Source organism: Kitasatospora sp. NPDC033851 (assembly GCF_055576085.1).
In genome coordinates this window covers 171,731-189,962 of sequence record NZ_JBVIRL010000013.1, presented here as the reverse complement: position 1 = coordinate 189,962, position 18,232 = coordinate 171,731, and the positions used below count along the sequence as shown (strand labels likewise).

Annotated in this window: 12 protein-coding genes, 1 tRNA gene, 1 pseudogene and 1 riboswitch; of the genes and pseudogenes, 11 read left to right on the top strand and 3 right to left on the bottom strand. The window is 73.6% G+C overall.

All coding sequences use genetic code 11. From position 1 onward, the window contains the following. Positions 1–58 precede the first annotated feature (58 nt). The 5 genes and pseudogenes from ACZ51D_RS24570 (at position 59) to ACZ51D_RS24550 (ending at position 6,891) form a co-directional block, all read left to right on the top strand. Positions 59–343 carry a DUF3039 domain-containing protein gene (locus ACZ51D_RS24570; protein ID WP_188304149.1) on the top strand — a complete coding sequence of 95 codons (285 nt, stop codon included), beginning with the start codon at positions 59–61 and terminating at the stop codon, positions 341–343. Positions 344–430: 87 nt separating this feature from the next. Next, positions 431–2,152 (top strand): beta-N-acetylhexosaminidase, encoded by a 1,722-nt coding sequence (locus ACZ51D_RS24565; RefSeq protein WP_465663534.1) that lies wholly within the window; start codon positions 431–433, stop codon positions 2,150–2,152. A 298-nt stretch (positions 2,153–2,450) separates the two neighbouring features. Further along, entirely contained in the window at positions 2,451–3,317 is an 867-nt protein-coding gene (locus ACZ51D_RS24560) for an FAD binding domain-containing protein (protein ID WP_360497233.1), read from the top strand. 71 nt (positions 3,318–3,388) lie between these two features. After that, positions 3,389–3,907, top strand: a pseudogene (locus ACZ51D_RS24555) ((2Fe-2S)-binding protein); the annotation flags it as partial. Between the two features lie 656 nt (positions 3,908–4,563). Beyond that, positions 4,564–6,891 (top strand): xanthine dehydrogenase family protein molybdopterin-binding subunit, encoded by a 2,328-nt coding sequence (locus ACZ51D_RS24550; protein ID WP_360496789.1) that lies wholly within the window; start codon positions 4,564–4,566, stop codon positions 6,889–6,891. A 68-nt stretch (positions 6,892–6,959) separates the two neighbouring features. Here the strand turns inward: ACZ51D_RS24550 and ACZ51D_RS24545 are convergent. Further along, positions 6,960–7,031 (bottom strand) — tRNA-Cys (locus ACZ51D_RS24545). A gap of 85 nt (positions 7,032–7,116) precedes the next feature. Continuing rightward, a riboswitch (guanidine-III (ykkC-III) riboswitch) is annotated at positions 7,117–7,182 on the top strand. A gap of 43 nt (positions 7,183–7,225) precedes the next feature. Here ACZ51D_RS24545 and ACZ51D_RS24540 point away from each other — a divergent pair. Further along, positions 7,226–7,540 carry a DMT family transporter gene (locus ACZ51D_RS24540; RefSeq protein WP_360496791.1) on the top strand — a complete coding sequence of 105 codons (315 nt, stop codon included), beginning with the start codon at positions 7,226–7,228 and terminating at the stop codon, positions 7,538–7,540. 93 nt (positions 7,541–7,633) lie between these two features. Continuing rightward, a complete protein-coding gene (locus tag ACZ51D_RS24535; protein WP_465663533.1) occupies positions 7,634–9,073 on the top strand; it encodes an MFS transporter in 1,440 nt (479 codons plus the stop codon). Between the two features lie 3 nt (positions 9,074–9,076). Here the strand turns inward: ACZ51D_RS24535 and ACZ51D_RS24530 are convergent, their stop codons facing one another. Further along, entirely contained in the window at positions 9,077–10,390 is a 1,314-nt protein-coding gene (locus ACZ51D_RS24530) for a polysaccharide deacetylase family protein (RefSeq protein ID WP_465663532.1), read from the bottom strand. Positions 10,391–10,794: 404 nt separating this feature from the next. Here ACZ51D_RS24530 and ACZ51D_RS24525 point away from each other — a divergent pair, with 404 nt between their 5' ends. The 3 genes from ACZ51D_RS24525 to ACZ51D_RS24515 are packed head-to-tail and all read left to right on the top strand — an operon-like array spanning position 10,795 to position 15,343. Then, positions 10,795–11,439 carry a class F sortase gene (locus ACZ51D_RS24525; RefSeq protein ID WP_360496800.1) on the top strand — a complete coding sequence of 215 codons (645 nt, stop codon included), beginning with the start codon at positions 10,795–10,797 and terminating at the stop codon, positions 11,437–11,439. After that, entirely contained in the window at positions 11,436–12,761 is a 1,326-nt protein-coding gene (locus ACZ51D_RS24520) for an alpha/beta hydrolase (RefSeq protein WP_465663531.1), read from the top strand. The genes ACZ51D_RS24525 and ACZ51D_RS24520 overlap by 4 nt, the downstream gene beginning before the upstream one ends. Beyond that, complete coding sequence (locus ACZ51D_RS24515) at positions 12,758–15,343, top strand: bifunctional lysylphosphatidylglycerol flippase/synthetase MprF (protein ID WP_465620353.1); 2,586 nt, start codon at positions 12,758–12,760, stop codon at positions 15,341–15,343. Before ACZ51D_RS24520 ends, ACZ51D_RS24515 begins: the two co-directional genes overlap by 4 nt. 94 nt (positions 15,344–15,437) lie before the next feature. Here the strand turns inward: ACZ51D_RS24515 and ACZ51D_RS24510 are convergent, their stop codons facing one another. After that, positions 15,438–15,863 carry an SsgA family sporulation/cell division regulator gene (locus ACZ51D_RS24510; protein WP_465620355.1) on the bottom strand — a complete coding sequence of 142 codons (426 nt, stop codon included), beginning with the start codon at positions 15,861–15,863 and terminating at the stop codon, positions 15,438–15,440. A 308-nt stretch (positions 15,864–16,171) separates the two neighbouring features. On the opposite strand from ACZ51D_RS24510, the gene ACZ51D_RS24505 reads away from it, so the two are divergent. Next, positions 16,172–18,004, top strand: a complete 1,833-nt coding sequence (locus tag ACZ51D_RS24505; RefSeq protein ID WP_396288879.1) for a DEAD/DEAH box helicase — start codon at positions 16,172–16,174, stop codon at positions 18,002–18,004. Positions 18,005–18,232: the final 228 nt, after the last annotated feature.

Below are 18,232 nucleotides of genomic sequence, written 5' to 3'. Positions count from 1 at the left end.
GCGGGCCCGCCGCGCGACACTGGCCCGGTTTCCCGGGGCGCCCATAGACTTGGCACCCATGAGCACTCTTGAGCCCGAGCGCGGCCTCGGCACCGGCACCCTGGTCGAGCCCGTCCCACAGGTGTCCCACGGCGACGGCGACCACGAGCGTTTCGCGCACTACGTCCAGAAGGACAAGATCATGGAGAGCGCGCTCTCCGGGTCTCCCGTGGTGGCGCTCTGCGGCAAGGTGTGGGTGCCCGGGCGCGACCCGAAGAAGTACCCGGTCTGCCCGATGTGCAAGGAGATCTACGACGGCATCGGCAAGCCGCAGGGCGGCGACGGCGACAACAACAACAAGTAGCCCGCCGGTGCGCGGCGCCGTTTTGCATGGCACCGCGTTTCCGAGGTGGTCTATGCCAATCGTCCGGGGCGTGGGCAGGATGTCGGAATGGACCTCATTCCCGCTCCTTCGAGCGCCGTTCGCCGCCCGGACGAGGACTTCCCGCTCGACGCCGCCACCACGCTGACCGCACCGCCCGCGCTGGCCGACGCCGAGCGCTGGCTGCGCGGCACGCTGTCCGCCGCCACCGGGCTGCCGTTCGGCCCGGGCCGGCCGGGCGCGGGCATCGAACTGGTCCGGGACGGCACGCTCGCCGCCGAGGCGTACCGGATCACGGTGCGCCCCGGCCACGCGCTGCTCGCCGCGGGCGGCCCGGCGGGCGCGCTGTGGGCGGCGCAGACCCTGCGGCAGCTGCTCGGGCCGGACGCCTACCGGCGGTCGCCGCTGCGCCGTGAGGGCTGGGTGCTGCCCGGCGCCGACATCGAGGACGCCCCCCGGTTCGGCTGGCGCGGCGCGCTGCTCGACGTTGCCCGGCACTTCCTGCCCAAGTCGGACGTGCTGCGCTTCGTCGACCTGCTGGCCGCGCACAAGCTCAACGTGCTGCACCTGCACCTGACCGACGACCAGGGCTGGCGGGTGGAGATCAGGCGCTACCCGAGGCTGACCGAGCACGGCGCCTGGCGGGAGCGTTCGATGGTCGGCTACCGGTCCGCCGGGCGCCGCGACGACCGCCCGCACGGCGGCTACTACACCCAGGACGACCTGCGCGAGATCGTCGCGTACGCGGCCGCGCGCGGGGTGACCGTCGTCCCGGAGATCGACCTGCCCGGCCACACCCAGGCCGCCGTCGCCGCCTACCCCGAGTTGGGCAACACCGACGTGGTGGACACCGCCGCGCTCGGCGTCTGGACGGACTGGGGGGTGAGCCACCACGTGCTCAACGCCTCCGAGGAGACCCTGCGCTTCTTCGAGGGGGTGCTGGAGGAGGTCCTGGAGCTCTTCCCGTCCGAGTTCGTGCACCTCGGCGGCGACGAGTGCCCCAAGGAGCAGTGGAAGGACAGCGCCGCCGCCCAGGCCCGGATCCGCGAGCTGGGCCTGGCCAACGAGGACGAGCTGCAGAGCCACCTCATCCGGCACTTCGACCGCTGGCTGGCCGAGCGCGGCCGCCGGCTGATCGGCTGGGACGAGATCCTGGAGGGCGGGCTCGCCATTGCCACCACGCCGAAGGGGGGAGCGCCGGCGGGTGGGGGCACCTCCCGGCCGCCAGGCTGGGGGAGACCGTCGGCGCCGCGTGCCGAGCGCCCGGAGGTGTGGGGGCGGTCCCGTGCCGCCGTCGCCTCCTGGCGCGGCTTCGGCGGCGGGATCGCCGCCGCGGAGGCCGGGCACGACGTGGTGATGTGCCCCGAGCAGCACGTCTACTTCGACCACCGGCAGGCGGACGGGCCGGACGAGCCGATCCCGGTCGGCTTCGTGCGCACGCTGGAGGACGTCTACCGCTTCGAGCCGGTGCCCGCGCAGCTGGACGAGGCCGCGGCGCGGCACGTGATCGGCACCCAGGCCAACCTGTGGAGCGAGTTCATGGACAGCGCCCGGGACATCGACTACCGGGCCTTCCCCCGGTTGGTCGCCTTCGCCGAGGTCGCCTGGTCCGAGCTGCCCGCCGGGCCGGCCGAGCGCGACTTCGCCGGCTTCGAGCGGCGGCTGGCGACGCACCTGAAGGTGCTGGACGCGCTCGGCGTCGAGTACCGCCCGGCCGACGGGCCGCTGCCCTGGCAGCGCCGCCCCGGCGTGGCCGGCCGGCCGATCGCGGGCCCGCCGCCGGTGCGGTGATCGCCTTCCGGGAACTTCTGAGTGGTCGTCGGACGTCAAGAACTGATGAACATCTGCCCTGGCCCGGCCAGGGACGGGGCAGATACCGCCCGGTATCCGTCCCAATCGGGCAGTCCCGTTCACCGGCCCCGAAGTGATCATCGAGCATTGTGTGCCAGAGTTGCCCAACCCGGCCCGATCGCCCGTACCCTACGGGCCAGGCCGGGCTGCTGACGCGGACACCACGGCCCAAGGCCGCGGGCGGCAGGCGATCGATGAGCAAGTGGAGCACGGTGGGACCCAGGTGAACCGGACGATCATGCTGCCGGCCTCGCTCGACGAGGCCGTCGACGCGCTGGCCGCCGCCCCGGCCGCGGTACCGGTGGCCGGAGCCACCGACCTCATGGAAGCCGTCAACGCAGGACGGCTGCGCCCCGCCGCCCTGGTCGGACTCGGCCGGATCACCGAACTGCGCGGCTGGCGCTACGAGGACGGCGGCACCGCCGTCCTCGGCGCCGGACTCACCCACGCCCGGATGGACCGCCCCGACTTCGCCGCGCTCATCCCCGCGCTCGCCGACGCCGCCCGCACCGCCGGCCCGCCGCAGGTCCGCAACGTCGGCACCCTCGGCGGCAACATCGTCACCGCCGCCCCGGCCGGCGACACCCTCCCGGTGCTCGCCGCACTGGAGGCCACCGTCACCCTCGCCCGGGCCGGCGCCAGCCGCGAGGTGCCGGTCAGTCACCTGCTCACCGGCCTCGACCCGGTGCGCCCCGGCGAACTGCTCACCTGGGTGCGCGTCCCGCTGCTGCACGCCCCGCAGGTCTTCCTCAAGGCCACCGGCCGCAGCGGCCCGGCCCGCGCCACCGCCTCGGTCGCCCTCGTCCTCGACCCGGCCCGGCGCTCGGTGCGCTGCGCCGTCGGCGCCGTCGCCCCGGTGCCGCTGCGCCCGCTGGAAGCCGAGGCCTGGGTGGCCGGCTGCATCGACTGGGACGGCAGCCGGGAGATCGACCCGGCCGCGAACGCCGCCTTCGGCGAGTACGTGGCCACCGCCTGCGTCCCCGACAACTACGGCGCCGAGGGCGCCTGGGAGGCCGTGACCGAGGGGCCGACCGCAGCGGCCGTTCGGCTGCGGCGTACCGTAGCGGTGCTGGCCCGACGGGCACTGGGAAGGGCGCTGAAGTGACCACAGACCCCATCGAGACCCTCGACGCCGACCCGCTCGGCCTCTCCCCGCAGGTCAGCCGCGAGCTGCGCCCGTGCGCCTCCTACACGCTGCGGGTCAACGGTTTCGAACGGCCCGTCACCGACGCCTGGATCGGCGAGAGCCTGCTCTACGTGCTGCGCGAGCGGCTCGGCCTGGCCGGCGCCAAGGACGGCTGCGAACAGGGCGAGTGCGGGGCCTGCTCGGTGCAGGTGGACGGCCAGCTGGTGGCCGGCTGCCTGGTGCCCGCCGCGCTGGCCGCCGACAGCGAGATCAACACCGTCGAGGGCCTGTCCGCCGCCGGCGGCGCGAGCGACGTCCAGCAGGCGCTGGCCGCCTCCGGCGCCGTGCAGTGCGGCTACTGCACGCCCGGCATGGCGATGGCGGTGCACGACCTGCTCCAGCGCAACCACCGGCCCACCGAGGTCGAGGCCCGGCAGGCGCTCTGCGGCAACCTCTGCCGCTGCACCGGCTACAAGGGCGTACTGGCCGCCGTCCAGACCGTCGCGGAGGCCCGCGCGGCGGTGGCCGAGGAGGCGGAGGAGGCCGCCGCTCCCGCTCCGGAGGCCGACGACCGGTCCGCCGAGGCGGCTGTGGCCGTCGAACCCGAGTCGGCCGTCGAGCTGCCGGTCTACACCGACGCCGACGCCTGGATCGAGCACGTCCCGCAGCAGCACGTCCCCCACCAGCAGGTCGAGCCGCAGCACGTCGAGCCGCAGCACCTCGAACCGCAGCACGTCGAGGCCCACCCGGCCGCGCCGCAGCCCGTCGAGCAGCAGCCCGTCGAGCAGGCCCACGCCCCGACGCCGTACGGCGACCCGTCGGGCGGCTACGACACCGGCGTGTACGACACCACCGTCCCGGCCCCGCTCCAGGGCGGCATCCCCGCCCAGACCTCCGGCGACCAGGTCTACTACCCGCCGCAGGGCTACCCCGAGCAGCCGTACCAGGGCACCACCCCCGCCCACGGCACCTACCTGCCCTACCCGGACGGCCACCAGCAGCAGAACGGCTACGACACCGGGTACGACGCCCCGGTCTACGAGCCGACCCCCGCGCACGGCACCCCGCTGCCCGGCGCCGCCTTCGACGGCACGCCGCCGCACGGCACCCCGTACGCCGCCCAGCACCCGCACGGTGCCCCGGTCGAGGGCGGTGCCCCGGCCGGCGTCCCGTACGGTGCCACCCCCGCCCACGGCATCCGGCTCCCCGAGGACGACCACGCATCATGACGTCGCCTACCGACATCGGCGCAGCACTCCAGCAGGACGGCGGCGAGGGCGGCGCACCGGAGCCGTTCGGCCTGGGCAGCTCCCCGCTGCGCAGCGACGCGCTGCCCAAGGCGCTCGGCATCTACCCGTACGCGGCCGACCTGTGGGCCGAGGGGCTGCTGTGGGGCGCGGTGCTGCGCTCGCCGCACCCGCACGCCCGGATCCGCGGCATCGACACCTCGGCCGCGCTCGCGCTGCCCGGCGTGCACGCCGTGGTCACCGCCGCCGACCTGCCGCCCGGCCCGGACGGCACCCCCGACGGCGCCCCGGCCGGCCCGGTCGTCGCCGACCGGCCGGTGCTGGCCGCCGGCGTGGTGCGCCACCACGGCGAGCCGATCGCCGCGGTGGCCGCCGACCACCCGGACACCGCCCGGCTGGCGGTCGGTCTGATCACGGTCGACTACGAGCCCTTGGAGGCCGTGACCGACCCCGAGCAGGCCTTCACCGCGCCGCCGCTGCACCCGGACGGCAACCTCTTCCGCCACCTGCCGCTGCGCACCGGGGACTCCGAGGCGGTCGGCGAGATCGTCGTCGAGGGCCTCTACCAGGTCGGCCGGCAGGACCCGGCGCCGCTCGGCGCCGAGGCCGGCCTGGCCGTGCCGCGCCCGGACGGCGGCGTCGAGCTGCACCTGTCCTCCACCGACCCGCACGGCGACCGCGACCGCACCGCCGCATGCCTCGGCCTGGAGCCCGACCGGGTCCGGCTGGTGGTCACCGGCGTGCCCGGCGCCACCACCGACCGCGAGGACATCTCCTTCCAGGTCACCCTGGCCCTGCTGGCGCTGCGCACCGGCCGCCCGGTGAAGATGACCCTCACCCGCGAGGAGTCCTTCCAGACCCACACCTCGCGCCACCCCGCGCTCCTGCGCTACCGCCACCACGCCGACGCCGAGGGCACGTTGGTGAAGGTCGAGGCGCAGATCCTGCTGGACGGCGGCGCCTACGCGGACGTCTCCGCCGAGGCGCTGGCCGCCGCGGCGGCCTTCTCGGCCGGCCCGTACGTCTGCCCCAACGTCTTCGTGGACGCCTGGGCGGTGCGCACCAACAACCCGCCGGCCGGGCGGATGCGCGGCGAGGGCGCGCTGCAGGCCTGCTTCGCGTACGAGTCGCAGCTGGACCAGCTGGCCGCCCGGGTGGGCGTGGACCCGGTGGAGATCCGCCGGCGCAACGCGATGTCCACCGGCGACCTGCTGCCCACCGGGCAGGCGGTCACCTGCCCGGCGCCGGTGCGCGCGCTGCTGGATGCCGTCGCGGACGAGCCGCTGCCGGCCCTGCCGGTGGACGACCCGGACGCCGAGTGGCTGCTGCCGGGCGGGCCCGGCGGCGCGGGCGACCCGGCGGCGGTGCGGCGCGGCATCGGCTACGCCGTCGGCATGGTGCACATGCTGGGCGCCGAGGGCGAGGACGAGGTGTCCACCGCGACCGTGCGGGTCAGCGGCGACCACGCCACGGTGATCTGCGCGGCCGTCGACGCCGGGCAGGGCTTCGCCACGCTGGCCCGGCAGATCGTGCAGACCGTGCTGGGAGTCAGCGAGGTCTACATCGCGCCGGCCGACAGCGACCAGTCGATCGCCGGGCCCTCCGCCCGCGGCCGGCACACCTGGGTCTCCGGCGGCGCCGTCGAGCGGGCCGCGCTGATGGTCCGCCACCAGCTGCTGCAGCCGATCGCGGCCAACTTCGGGATGTCGGCGGAGCTGCTGCAGATCGCCGACGGCAAGATCACCTCGTACGACGGGGTGCTCGGCATGCCGGTCGCCGAGGCGCTGGAGGGCAAGGAGCTCTGGGCCACCGCGCAGTGCCGCCCGCACCCCACCGAGCCGCTGGACGAGGCCGGGCAGGGCGACGCCTTCGTCTCCATCTCGTTCTGCGCGATGCGCGCGGTGGTGGACGTGGACATCGAGCTGGGCGCCGTGCGGGTGGTCGAGATGACGGTCGCCCAGGACGTCGGCCGGGCGCTGAACCCGCGGCAGATCGAGGACCGGATCGAGGCGGGCGTGGCCCAGGGCGTCGGCCTGGCACTGCTGGAGGACCTGCGCACCGAGGGCGGCGTGCTGCAGAACCCCTCGCTCACGGGCTACCGGCTGCCCACCGCGCTGGACACCCCGCAGGTGCGGATCGCCGCGCTGCTGGAGGAGCGCGACGTGGTCGCCCCCTTCGGTGCCAAGGCGGTCGGCGCGGCCCCCGCGGTGGTCGCCCCGGCGGCCGTCGCCGCGGCCGTCCGCGCCGCCACGGCCCTGCCGGTCGGCCGGCTGCCGATCCGGCCGGAGGACGCCGTCACGGCCTGAGTGGGGAAATGCGCAAAAGGAATTGCCGGTCGACTTTTCCGGGTCGACCGGCAATTCCTTTTTCATCGAGGCCGTGGCGGGAATTGAACCCGCGTACACCGCTTTGCAGACGGTCCCCTCAGCCACTCGGGCACACGGCCAGTGAATTCATGGTGGCGGATCCGGGGGAGGAGGGTCAACGAAGTTTTGTAAATTCTGTATGGCAATGTGTGCTACGGTCGAAGAGCGGTGGCGTTATTCACGCCACCCCGGACGAGCGCGTCGTACCCGGTGACGACAAGACGGCGCAGTTCAGCGGCAATCCGGCCGCTGTGGACTGCGGAGGTGCACCGTCGTGGCCTGGCTCGTTCTGATCGTCTCGGGTCTCCTGGAGACCGTCTGGGCGGTCGCCCTGGAATCGTCCAAGGGCTTCTCCCGCCTCGTTCCCACCCTCGTCTTCGGCGTCGCGCTGCTGTTCAGCATGGGCGGCCTGGCGTACGCGATGCGCACCATTCCGATCGGCACCGGGTACGCGGTCTGGGTCGGCATCGGCGCGGTCGGCACCGCGCTCTACGGGATGGCCGCCCTGGGGGACGCGGTGACCATGGCCCGGATCGCCTGCCTGCTGCTGATCGTCTCCGGCGTGGTCGGCCTCAAGGTGCTGCACTGACGTGGCACCGACGGGGACCTAGGCCCACGGGACCAGTCGGTCACCGACTCTGGTCAGGGGTCATCGCGGCGGACGGCTCTTACGATGTCACGTATGACCACTGCCTCCCCCACCTCGGTCGACCCCGTACCGATACCCCTCGACGACGACCCCGGCGGCGGGGTGCTCAGCGGCCGCTACCGCGCGCTGACGCTGGGGATCGTCTCGGTGGTCCTGGTGATCGCCTTCGAGGCGACGGCCGTCAACACCGCGATGCCGACGGCGGCCCGCCGGCTGCACGGCCTCGGGCTGTACGCCTTCGCCTTCTCCGGCTACTTCACCACCACGCTGTTCGCCCTGGTCGTCTCCGGCCAGTGGTGCGACCGGCGCGGGCCGCTGCAGCCGCTGTTCACCGGGATCGGGGTGTTCGGCGTCGGCCTGCTGGTGGCCGGGACGGCGCCCGGGATGTGGGTGTTCGTGGCCGGCCGGGCGATCCAGGGCCTCGGCGGCGGGCTGGTGATCGTCGCGCTGTACGTGGTGGTCGGCCGGGCCTATCCGGAGCGGCTGCGGCCGTCGGTGTTCGCGGCCTTCTCCTCGGCCTGGGTGCTGCCCTCGATCGTGGGCCCGCTGGTCGCCGGGGCGGTCACCCAGCACCTCGGCTGGCGCTGGGTGTTCCTGGCCGTGCCGGTGCTGATCCTGCTGCCGCTGGCCGTGATGGGCCCGGCGCTGGCCCGCTCCGAGCGGGAGCACCCGGTGGCCAAGGGCGCGGACTTCGACCGCCGCCGCACCGTGCTGGCCGCGATGGCGGCGCTCGGTGCCGGGCTGCTGCAGTACGCGGGCCAGCGCCGCGACCTGATCGGGCTGCTTCCCGGGATCGCCGGGGCGGCGCTGCTGGCGCCGGCCGTCCTGGGGCTGCTGCCGAAGCGGACCCTGCGGGCGGGGCGTGGGCTGCCGACGGTGATCCTGCTGCGCGGGGTGGCCGCGGGGGCGTTCTTCGCGGCCGAGGCCTTCATCCCGCTGATGATGACCACCCAGCGCGGCCTGTCGCCGACGCTGGCCGGGCTCACCCTGACCAGCGGCGGGCTCTCCTGGGCGCTGGGTTCCTGGCTGCAGGGCCGGCCGGGGGCCGAGCGCTACCGCGAGGCGATGATCCGGGGCGGCTTCGTGCTGACCGCGGCGGCGATCGCGGGCGCCGCGCTGGTGCTGGTCCCGGGGGTGCCGGCCTGGGTGGCGGCGGTGGCCTGGGGGATCGGCGGCGTCGGGATGGGACTGGCCATCGCGAGCGTCAGCGTGCTGATGATGAAGCTGTCCGCGCCGGAGGACGCCGGGGCGAACTCGGCCGCGCTGCAGATGAGCGACGCGCTGGGCAATGTGCTGCTCACGGGCCTGGCCGGGGTGCTGTTCGCGGCGCTGGGCGGCGGAGCCCTGGCGGCCGGCCACGGACAGGCCGAAGGCGCCGGCTCGCCCGGCGCCTTTGCGGTGATCCTGCTGGTGATGGCCGGGGTCGCCCTGCTGGGAGCGCTGCTCTCCGGCCGGGTCCGTACCCGGTCCTGACGGTCAGCCGGCGGCTGTGGTGGCGGTGCCGGCGGAGGAGGGGACGGGCGCCGCCGCCGGGGTGCCGAGGAAGGCCTCCCAGCCGCCCGTCGGGGACTGGCCCGGGGCGAGGGTCTGCAGCTTGCGCAGCACCGCCGGGTCCTGGGCGTCCAGCCAGTCGACCAGCTGGCGGAAGGAGACCAGCCGGACCTCCGACTTGCCCGCGACGGTCTTGAGGACGTCCTCGACGGCGTTCATGTAGATGCCGCCGTTCCACTCCTCGAAGTGGTTGCCGATGATGTACGGCGCCCGGTTGCCGTTGTAGGTGCGGTCGAAGCCCATCAGGTAGGCGTCGCGGGCCTGGGCCTGGAAGCCCGGGTGGAGCGCCGGGTCGGCCTTGGTGTTGGGGCCGCACTGGTTGTACATGATGTTGTAGTCCATCGAGAGCACCTGGAAGGTGTGCCCGGGGAAGGGGATGGACTGCAGCGGGAGGTCCCACAGCGCGCCGCCCTGGATCTTCTGCGGCCACACCTGGGTGCCGTTGCCGCTGCTGTCGTAGCGCCAGCCGCGCTTGACCGCGGTGGGCAGCAGGTTGCGCTGGCCCTCCAGGCAGGGGGTGCGGCTGCCGATCAGCTCCTTGCGGTAGTCGAAGGGCAGCGCGGGCAGGTCGGTGAAGCCGGTGTTGGTGCGCCAGTTCGTCACGAAGTCCATCGCCTGCTGGATCTCGCTGTCCCACTCCTCCGGGGACCACTTGCCGACGCCGGTGGCGCCGCAGAAGTGGCCGTTGAAGTGGGTGCCGATCTCGTGGCCCTCCAGCCAGGCCGCGTGCACGTTCTCCAGGGTGTCGCGGATGTGCCGGTCGCTGAGGTAGCCGATGTCGGAGGCGCCGACCTTGTGCTGCGGCGGGCGGTAGAGGTCCTTCTTGGACTCGGGCAGCAGGTAGAGGCCGCTGAGGAAGAAGGTCATCTTCGCGTCGTGATCCTGGGCCAGCCGGCGGAAGCGGGCGAACAGGCCGTTGTCGAGCTCGCCGGCGCCGTCCCAGGAGAAGACCACGAACTGGGGCGGGCGCTGCCCGGGCTGCAGCCGCTCGGGGACGGGCTGGCGCGGCTGGACGCCGGTGTCGGAGGTGGAGCCGTCGCCGATCAGGACGGCCTGCGGCTTGGGGGCCGGGGCCGGGGTGGGAGTGGCGCTCTGCCCGGCGTCCGCGCCACCGGTGGGCTTGGCGGAACCGGTCGCCCGCTCCCCGCCGGCGGCGTGGTTGCTGCCGCAGCCGGCCGCCAGGGTGGCGGCGGTGGCGGCGCCGGCCGCCAGCAGGGTGCGGCGGGAGAGAGCGTCCATGGTCACTCCGTTCGTGAGGCGGTCGGCAGCGTGCGGGAGTGCGGGGTCCGATCTGACATCCGGGGGATCGAACCCGTAACCGCGTCAGCATGGCATGCGGGCGGAAGTGGTCGAAGAGGCGCAGCGGATGGTCGTAACCGATCGCCCGAACGCCGCAACCGATCGCGGCCGTAGAACCGTCGCTGGCTCGTGTCGGGCGCGGTGCCCGCAGTGATCGCCGGCGGGAGGTATTCGTCGCGCTCCGCGACCGGCCGCGCACGTCGGGCAGGAAAGCGGCCGGCAGCCCTGCCGATCGGCGGGTGTCAGTATGACCATCGTATGGACGTGCTTTACAGTCCGATCCGGTTGAATTGTTCCCAGGAAACTCCCAGGAAGCGGGATTCCGTCGGCAGAGGGGAGCGCCCGTGGGCGTCCAGCAGAGCAGGAGCCCCTGGCCGGGCACCCTGGCGGCGGGAGCCGCGCTGGTGCTCGGTGCCTGGCTGCTGCACGGCGGCGGCTCGCCGGTGCTGCCGCCCGCCCCGGACGGCGGCCAGGCCCAGGCCGGCATCGCGCCGGTCTCCGTCGTCCCGCCGCTGGGGCCGTCCGCGCCGACCCGGATCCGCATCCCGGCCGTCCGCCTGGACGCCCCGGTCACCACGCTCGGGCTGGATTCCGAGGGCCACCTGCAGGCCCCGCCCGAGGCGGACCGTAACCTGGCGGGCTGGTACCGCGGTGGGGCCAGCCCCGGTCAGCGCGGCACCGCGATCCTCGCAGGGCACGTCGACAACAAGGCGGGTCCGGCCGTCTTCTATCATCTGGGCGCGCTCCGTCGGGGGGACCGGATCGAGATCGCCCGGGCGGACGGAGCCACCGCCGTCTACCAGCTGTACGCCATCGAAGTGCACGATCGAAAGGACTTCCCGGACGAACGGGTCTACCGTCAGGCCTCGGACGCGCAGCTGCGGGTGATCACCTGCGGTGGCGCGTACAGCGAGGAACACGGCTACGACGGCAACGTCGTCGCCTACGGTTTCCTGGCCGACACCACCCATCCGGGCATAGCCGCATGAGCACGCTCACCCTTGCCACCCGTTGGAATCCGATCGACTGGCCGCTCACCGAGGGCCCGATCCCGCACGCCGTGCTCGCGGCCGGCTGGGCGGCGCTGTTCGCGCTCGCCGTCGGCCGCGACCGGAGCTGGTGGCGGTTCCGCCTGCCCGCCGCGCTGGCCACCGCGGCCGCCCTCAGCCTGCTGCTCGACGTCGTGGTCGACGGCTGGTGGCACCCCTTCCCGGAAGGCACGCCCGAGTACGTCACCTGGTGGATAGCCATCGCCCTGCTCGGGTTCTGCCTGGTCGGCTACCGCATCCGCCGGCTCACCTGGCGGCGGCGCGGGATCGCGCTCGGCCTGAGCGGGCTGGTGCTGCTGATGGCCGCCTCCGAGGTCAACATCGGCTTCGGGCAGTACCCGAGCGGGCGCGTGATGCTGGCGCCGTGGCTGACCAAGACCAGCGGGCTGGTCCCCGCGAAGGTCGGGCAGACCGTGGCCGCCCCGCCGGACAAGGTGCTCGACGAGGTCTGGCAGGCCCCGGCGAACCTGCCCGACAAGGGCACCGTCTCGGTGGTGCCGATCCCCGGCCTCAGGTCGGGCTTCAAGGCCCGCGACGCCTACGTCTACCTCCCGCCCGCCTACCAGGCCACCCCGCGACCGCTGCTGCCGGTGGTCGTCATGCTCACCGGCCAGCCCGGGGCGCCGGGGGACTGGGTGCTCTCGGGGCAGATCAACGAGACGATGGACGCGTTCGCCGCGCAGCACAACGGCCTCGCGCCGATCGTGGTGATGCCCGACGAGCTCGGCTCGACCTGGTTCAACACGCTCTGCATGGACTCCAAGCTCGCCAAGATGCAGACCTACCTGGCGTCGGACGTTCCCGACTGGATCCACGAGAACCTGCAGACCGCCACCGGCCGGAAGAGCTGGGCGATCGGCGGCGCCTCGATGGGCGGCACCTGCGCGCTCCAGCTCGGCGTCAACGCGCCCGACGTGTACGGCACCGTCCTGGACATGTCCGGGCAGGACGAGCCGACCCTGGGCAACCGGGAGGGCACCATCAGGGCCGCGTTCGGCGGCGACGCGAAGAAGTTCGACGCGGTCGACCCGGTCCACGTGATGGCCCGCAGGAAGTTCCCGGACACCAGCGTCGCCCTCCTCGTCGGCGAGACCGACGACGAGTTCAGGCCGCAGATGGAGAAGATCTACCAGGCTGTTCAGGGGGCCGGGATGAAGGCGAAGTTCGAACTGATGCCGGGCGGCCACGGCTGGGTGGTCTTCCGCCCCGGCATCGTCCGGCAGATCCCGTGGATCGCCCAACAGACCGGGCTGACCCGGTGAGCGGGGCGGGCACCGCGGTCGCCGGCGAGCACGCGCAGACGTCCGAACGGGTCGTCGGCCAGCGGGGCGCGCGGCGCGACTCCGAGCGGGGCGCGGACCGCGCGCCGGTCACCCGGACGCCGGAGCCGCGCCCGCAGCGGGTGCGGCGGGCGGCCCGGGCGCTCGGCTCCCGGCTGCGCGCGGCGCCGCTGACGCTGGCGCTGCTGGCCGGGCTCTGGCTGGTCGGCGCGGCCACCGGCAGCCTGGGCAGCGGGCCGTCCGACCGGCTGCTGGAGCAGGCCGGGGTCGGCCTGCCCACGCTCGGCGAAGGCCACTGGTGGACGCCGGTCACCTCGATGGCCTGGTGCTCCGGCAGCGGCTCGTACGTGTTCACCAGCCTGCTGCTGCTCCTGGTCGGCCCGGCCGCCGAACACCGGCTCGGCCGCCTGCGCACCCTCGCGGTGCTGGTCGGCGGGCAGGTCGTCGGCACCCTGCTGGGCGCCGGGCTCATCGCGTTCGGCTCCTCGGCCGGGGAACAGTGGACCGCCTCGGTGGCCGACCAGATCTCGGTCGGCCCCGGCGTCGGCCTGTTCGCGCTGGCCGGGGTCCTCGGGTACCGGCTCACCGTGCTCTGGCGCCGCCGACTGCACCTGCTGGTGCTGCTCGTCCCGCTGGTCATGACGCTGTACGTCGGCCACCTGCAGAGCGTCCAGCGGTGCGCCGCCGCGCTGGCCGGGCTCGGCGTGGGCGCGCTGCTCAGCCGCGGCCGCCCGTACCTGCGCTCGCACCGCTCCTCGCACTCCGAGACCCGGGTGCTGGTCGCGCTCTGCCTGGTCGTCGCCGCCTTCGGGCCGCTGATCGCCTCGCTGTACGACAACGCCAGCGGACCGTTCAACGCCTTCTCCGAGCTGTACTTCTCCCACCGGCTCAGCCCGGACGAGGTCGCCGACTTCTGCTCGCTCTCGGCGCACGACTGCGCCCGCGCGCACGCCGTCGTCCGGATCTTCGACACCCCCGGCCGGCTGATGGCCGCCCTGTTCCCGGCCCTGCTGCTGGTGCTCGCCGAGGGGCTGCGCAGGGGACTGCGGTTCGCCTGGCTGGTCACCATTGCCACCGAACTGCTCTGGGTGGCGCTGCTGGGCTGGTTGTACCTGGACGCCGGGCCGGTCAGCCGGGACGTGGTCCAGTACTTCGTCGAGGCGATGCTGCTGCCACTGCTGACCACCGGCCTGCTGCTGGCCACCCACAAGCGGTTCCGGGTGCGGCTGTCCGGCCGGTCGGTGCGCCGACTGGCCCTGGTGCCGGGCTGCGCCGCGCTCCTCTCCTCGGCCGCGTACGTCGGGCTCGGACGGCTGGTGGCCGACCAGTTCGAGCCGGGGGCGAACGTCCGCCGACTGCTGCACGGGCTGCCGGCGCAGTTCCTGCCGCCCGCGTACAACGACCTGACACCGGACTACCCGATCGCGGTCGGATCGGTGGCGCGCTTCCTGGAGACGTACTGCGGGCTGGCGTTCTGGGTGGTGGCGCTGGTCGCGCTGCTGTCGGCCTTCCGCCGGCCGGTGCTGCACACCGACGCGGAGGCGGCGGCCCGGGCCAGGGCGCTGCTGACCGAGCACGGCGGCGGGACGCTGTCCTTCATCACCACCTGGGACGGCAACCACTACTGGTTCGACGAGCAGGGCCGGGCGGGCGTCGCCTACCGGGTGATCGGCACCATCGCGCTGACCACCGGCGACCCGTTCGGCGCGCCGGAGAACCGGGCCGGGGCGGTGGCCGGCTTCGCCCGGTACTGCGACGCGCGCGGCTGGACGCCGTGCTTCTACAGCGTCTACGGGCAGACCAGGGACGCCGCCGCGCAGCTCGGCTGGCGCTCGGTGCAGGTCGCCGAGGACACCGTGGTCCCGCTGCCCGAGCTGGCCTTCACCGGCCGCAAGTGGCAGGACATCCGCACCGCCCTCAACAAGGCCGGCAAGCAGGGCATCACCGCGGAGTGGTGGGCATACCACGAGGCGCCGCTCGCCCTGCGGGAGCAGATCCGGGCGATCTCCGAGGAGTGGGTCTCCGAGAAGGGCCTGCCGGAGATGGGCTTCACGCTCGGCGGGCTGGAGGAGCTGGACGACCCGGACGTCCGGGTGCTGGTCGCGGTGGACGAGCAGCGGGTGGTGCACGGGCTGACCAGCTGGATGCCGGTGTACGAGAACGGCGTGCCGGTCGGCTGGACGCTGGACTTCATGCGCCGGCGCTCGGACGGCTTCCGCGGTGTCAGCGAGTTCCTGATCGCCTCGGCCGCGCTCGGCTTCAAGGAGGAGGGCGCCCGCTTCCTGTCGCTGTCGGGCGCGCCGCTGGCCCGCACCGGGCAGGACGAGGGGCCCACCGGGCTGCAGCGGATGCTGGACTGGATGGGCAAGGCGCTGGAGCCGGTGTACGGCTTCCGCTCGCTGCTCGCGTTCAAGGCGAAGTTCCAGCCGGAGTACCGGCCGATGTACATGGCCTACCCCGACCCGGCCGCGCTGCCCGGCATCACGAGGGCGATCGGCAAGGCGTACCTGCCGCACCTGACGGCGGCGCAGGGCGTCCGGCTGATGCGCAAGCTGTCGGGCTGAGGGAGGGGCGAGCAGGCGACTGGGTGGGCGAGTGGCAGGCGGGCGAGAGGCGGCCCGGAAGCGCGGGGGGCGCTCCCGGACGCCGGCTCGCCCGTCAGCCGAGCAACTGGGCGAGGGCGCGGTCGGCGTCCAGGTGCAGGTGCTCCTCGCCCTCGGGGACGAGCAGCCGGCTGCGCCACAGGAAGCGGCGCAGGTCGCCGGTGTCGAACCGGAGCAGCGCGGTGCCCTCCGGGGCCCGCAGCTCGACCATGGTGCGGCGGCCGAGCGCGGGCCGGACGTGGACGTCGCCGACGCCGGCCGGCAGCTCGATGCCGGACGAGAGCAGCCGGCGGGCGAAGACCCAGACGATGTCCTCGGCGCTCTGGCCCTCCTCGGCCTCGTCCAGCGAGAACTCGGCCGGGAAGGCCATCCGTACGGCCAGCGGGTCCTCCGGCAGGTAGGACAGCACGACCCGCAGCCGGGCGGAGCGGTGGGGGGAGAGGATCAGGCGGGCCTGGACGGTCTCTTCGACGGTGCGCACGGGCGGTCCCTTCGGTTCGGTGCGAGGCCGCGCTGGGGGCAGGGGGTCGGTGCGGCCTCACCCTGGTGAGAGTCCTGGTGACCGCCGTGATTACCGGGTTTCGAGAGCGATCGGACGTGAGCCGCGTCACATCGATTTCCGGCCGCGCGAGCCGGGCGCGAGGCCTCGCCTGGAGGCCCGAACGGCGCCGGACCGGTAGGCTGGGCGGGTTGTCCGATCGCCGCCCGACCGCGGGGCGGGGCCGCAAAACCGCCCCTGACCTGCGATGATCCCCCTCGGAGACCGTGAGTACTGCCGCCGCCTCCTCGATGCCGCTGTTCTCCGACACGTCGGAGCCGCAGGAGCCCGTCCGGGCCGTCGGCCATGCCGCGCCCGTCGGCTCGCACCACCTGTCGCCGGCCTTCCCCGGCCGTGCCCCCTGGGGCACCGCGGGCAAGCTGCGGGCCTGGCAGCAGGGCGCGCTGGACAAGTACATCGAGTCGCAGCCGCGTGACTTCCTCGCGGTCGCCACCCCGGGCGCAGGAAAGACCACCTTCGCGCTCACCCTTGCCTCGTACCTGCTGCACAACCACCTGGTGCAGCAGGTGACCGTGGTCGCGCCGACCGAGCACCTGAAGAAGCAGTGGGCCGAGGCCGCCGCGCGGATAGGCATCAAGCTGGACCCGGGGTACTCCTCCGGGCCGCTGTCCCGGGAGTACCACGGCATCGTGGTCACCTACGCGGGCGTCGGGGTCAACCCGATGCTGCACCGCAACCGCACCGAGGCCCGCAAGACCCTCGTGATCATGGACGAGATCCACCACGCCGGTGACTCCAAGTCCTGGGGCGAGGCCTGCTTCGAGGCCTTCGAGCCGGCCGCCCGCCGACTGGCGCTGACCGGTACGCCGTTCCGCTCGGACACCAACCCGATCCCCTTCGTCCAGTACGAAGCGGGCGGCGACGGCATCCGCAAGTCCGTCGCCGACTACACCTACGGCTACGGACACGCCCTCGCCGACCATGTCGTCCGCCCGGTGATCTTCCTCAGCTACAGCGGCAACATGCGCTGGCGCACCAAGGCCGGCGACGAGCTGGAGGCCCGGCTCGGCGAGCCGATGACCAAGGACCTGATCGCCCAGGCCTGGCGCACCGCGCTGTCCCCGCAGGGCGAGTGGATCCCGGCCGTGCTCCAGGCCGCCGACCGGCGGCTGAGCGAGGTCCGCAAGGCGATCCCGGACGCCGGCGGGCTGGTGATCGCCACCGACCAGACCGTGGCCCGCGCGTACGCCAAGATGCTGCGCGAGATCAGCGGCGAGAAGGTCGCCCTGGTGCTCTCCGACGAGACCGAGGCGTCCCAGCGGATCTCCGACTTCTCGGCCGGGACCTCCCGCTGGATGGTCGCGGTCCGTATGGTGTCCGAGGGCGTCGACGTGCCCCGGCTGGCCGTCGGGGTGTACGCGACCTCGATCTCCACCCCGCTGTTCTTCGCCCAGGCCGTCGGCCGCTTCGTGCGCGCCCGCAAGCGCGGCGAGACCGCCTCGGTGTTCCTGCCGACCATCCCGATGCTGCTGGGCTTCGCCAACGAGATGGAGGTCCAGCGCGACCACGTGCTGGACCGGCCGAAGAAGGAGGGCGAGGGCCTCTTCGACGAGGAGGACCGGCTGCTCGCCGAGGCCGAACGAGCCAACGACGGGCCGGACGGCGCGGGCGGCGAGGAGTTCTCCTACGAGGCGCTGGGCTCCGACGCGGTCTTCGACCGGGTGCTGTACAACGCCATGGAGTTCGGCATGCAGGCCCACCCGGGGAGCGAGGAGGAGGAGGACTACCTCGGCATCCCGGGCCTGCTGGAGCCGGACCAGGTGCAGATGCTGCTGCAGAAGCGCCAGCACCGGCAGATCCAGCGCAGCAAGACCAAGCCCGCCGAGGAGGCCGACCTGCTGGAGCTGCCGGCCGAGCAGCGGCCGGTCGTCACCCACCAGGAGCTCCGCGAGCTGCGCAAGGAGCTGAACGCGCTGGTGGCCGCCTGGCACCACCGCACCAGCCAGCCGCACGGCACCATCCACAACGAGCTGCGCCGCCAGTGCGGCGGGCCGCTCACCGCGCAGGCCACCGCCAACCAGCTCACGGCGCGGATCGCCAAGATCCGGGAGTGGGCGAAGTAACGGTTCGGCGGGAGCGCGCGGTTCGACCCTGCGGTCCGCCCCTGTGGTCCGACTCTGTGGTCCGTGTCCGGGAGTGTCCGGACTTCGGACCTGAGTCGAACGCATGCCCTGATCTGCCCGGAGAATTGGGGGCGTTTGTCCGGAATCTGCGGCGATGTTGAAGTCGATCACGCCCGAATTTTGGACAACCACTTCCGCCGCGACATTTCCTTCACTACCTTTCCCCCA

Coding starts and splice junctions, on each gene's coding strand:
- ACZ51D_RS24565 (WP_465663534.1), top strand. CDS start 431: ATGGACCTCATTCCCGCTCCTTCGAGCGCCGTTCGCCGCCCGGACGAG.
- ACZ51D_RS24570 (WP_188304149.1), top strand. CDS start 59: ATGAGCACTCTTGAGCCCGAGCGCGGCCTCGGCACCGGCACCCTGGTC.
- ACZ51D_RS24535 (WP_465663533.1), top strand. CDS start 7,634: ATGACCACTGCCTCCCCCACCTCGGTCGACCCCGTACCGATACCCCTC.
- ACZ51D_RS24550 (WP_360496789.1), top strand. CDS start 4,564: ATGACGTCGCCTACCGACATCGGCGCAGCACTCCAGCAGGACGGCGGC.
- ACZ51D_RS24520 (WP_465663531.1), top strand. CDS start 11,436: ATGAGCACGCTCACCCTTGCCACCCGTTGGAATCCGATCGACTGGCCG.
- ACZ51D_RS24505 (WP_396288879.1), top strand. CDS start 16,172: ATGCCGCTGTTCTCCGACACGTCGGAGCCGCAGGAGCCCGTCCGGGCC.
- ACZ51D_RS24530 (WP_465663532.1), bottom strand. CDS start 10,390: ATGGACGCTCTCTCCCGCCGCACCCTGCTGGCGGCCGGCGCCGCCACC.
- ACZ51D_RS24560 (WP_360497233.1), top strand. CDS start 2,451: ATGCTGCCGGCCTCGCTCGACGAGGCCGTCGACGCGCTGGCCGCCGCC.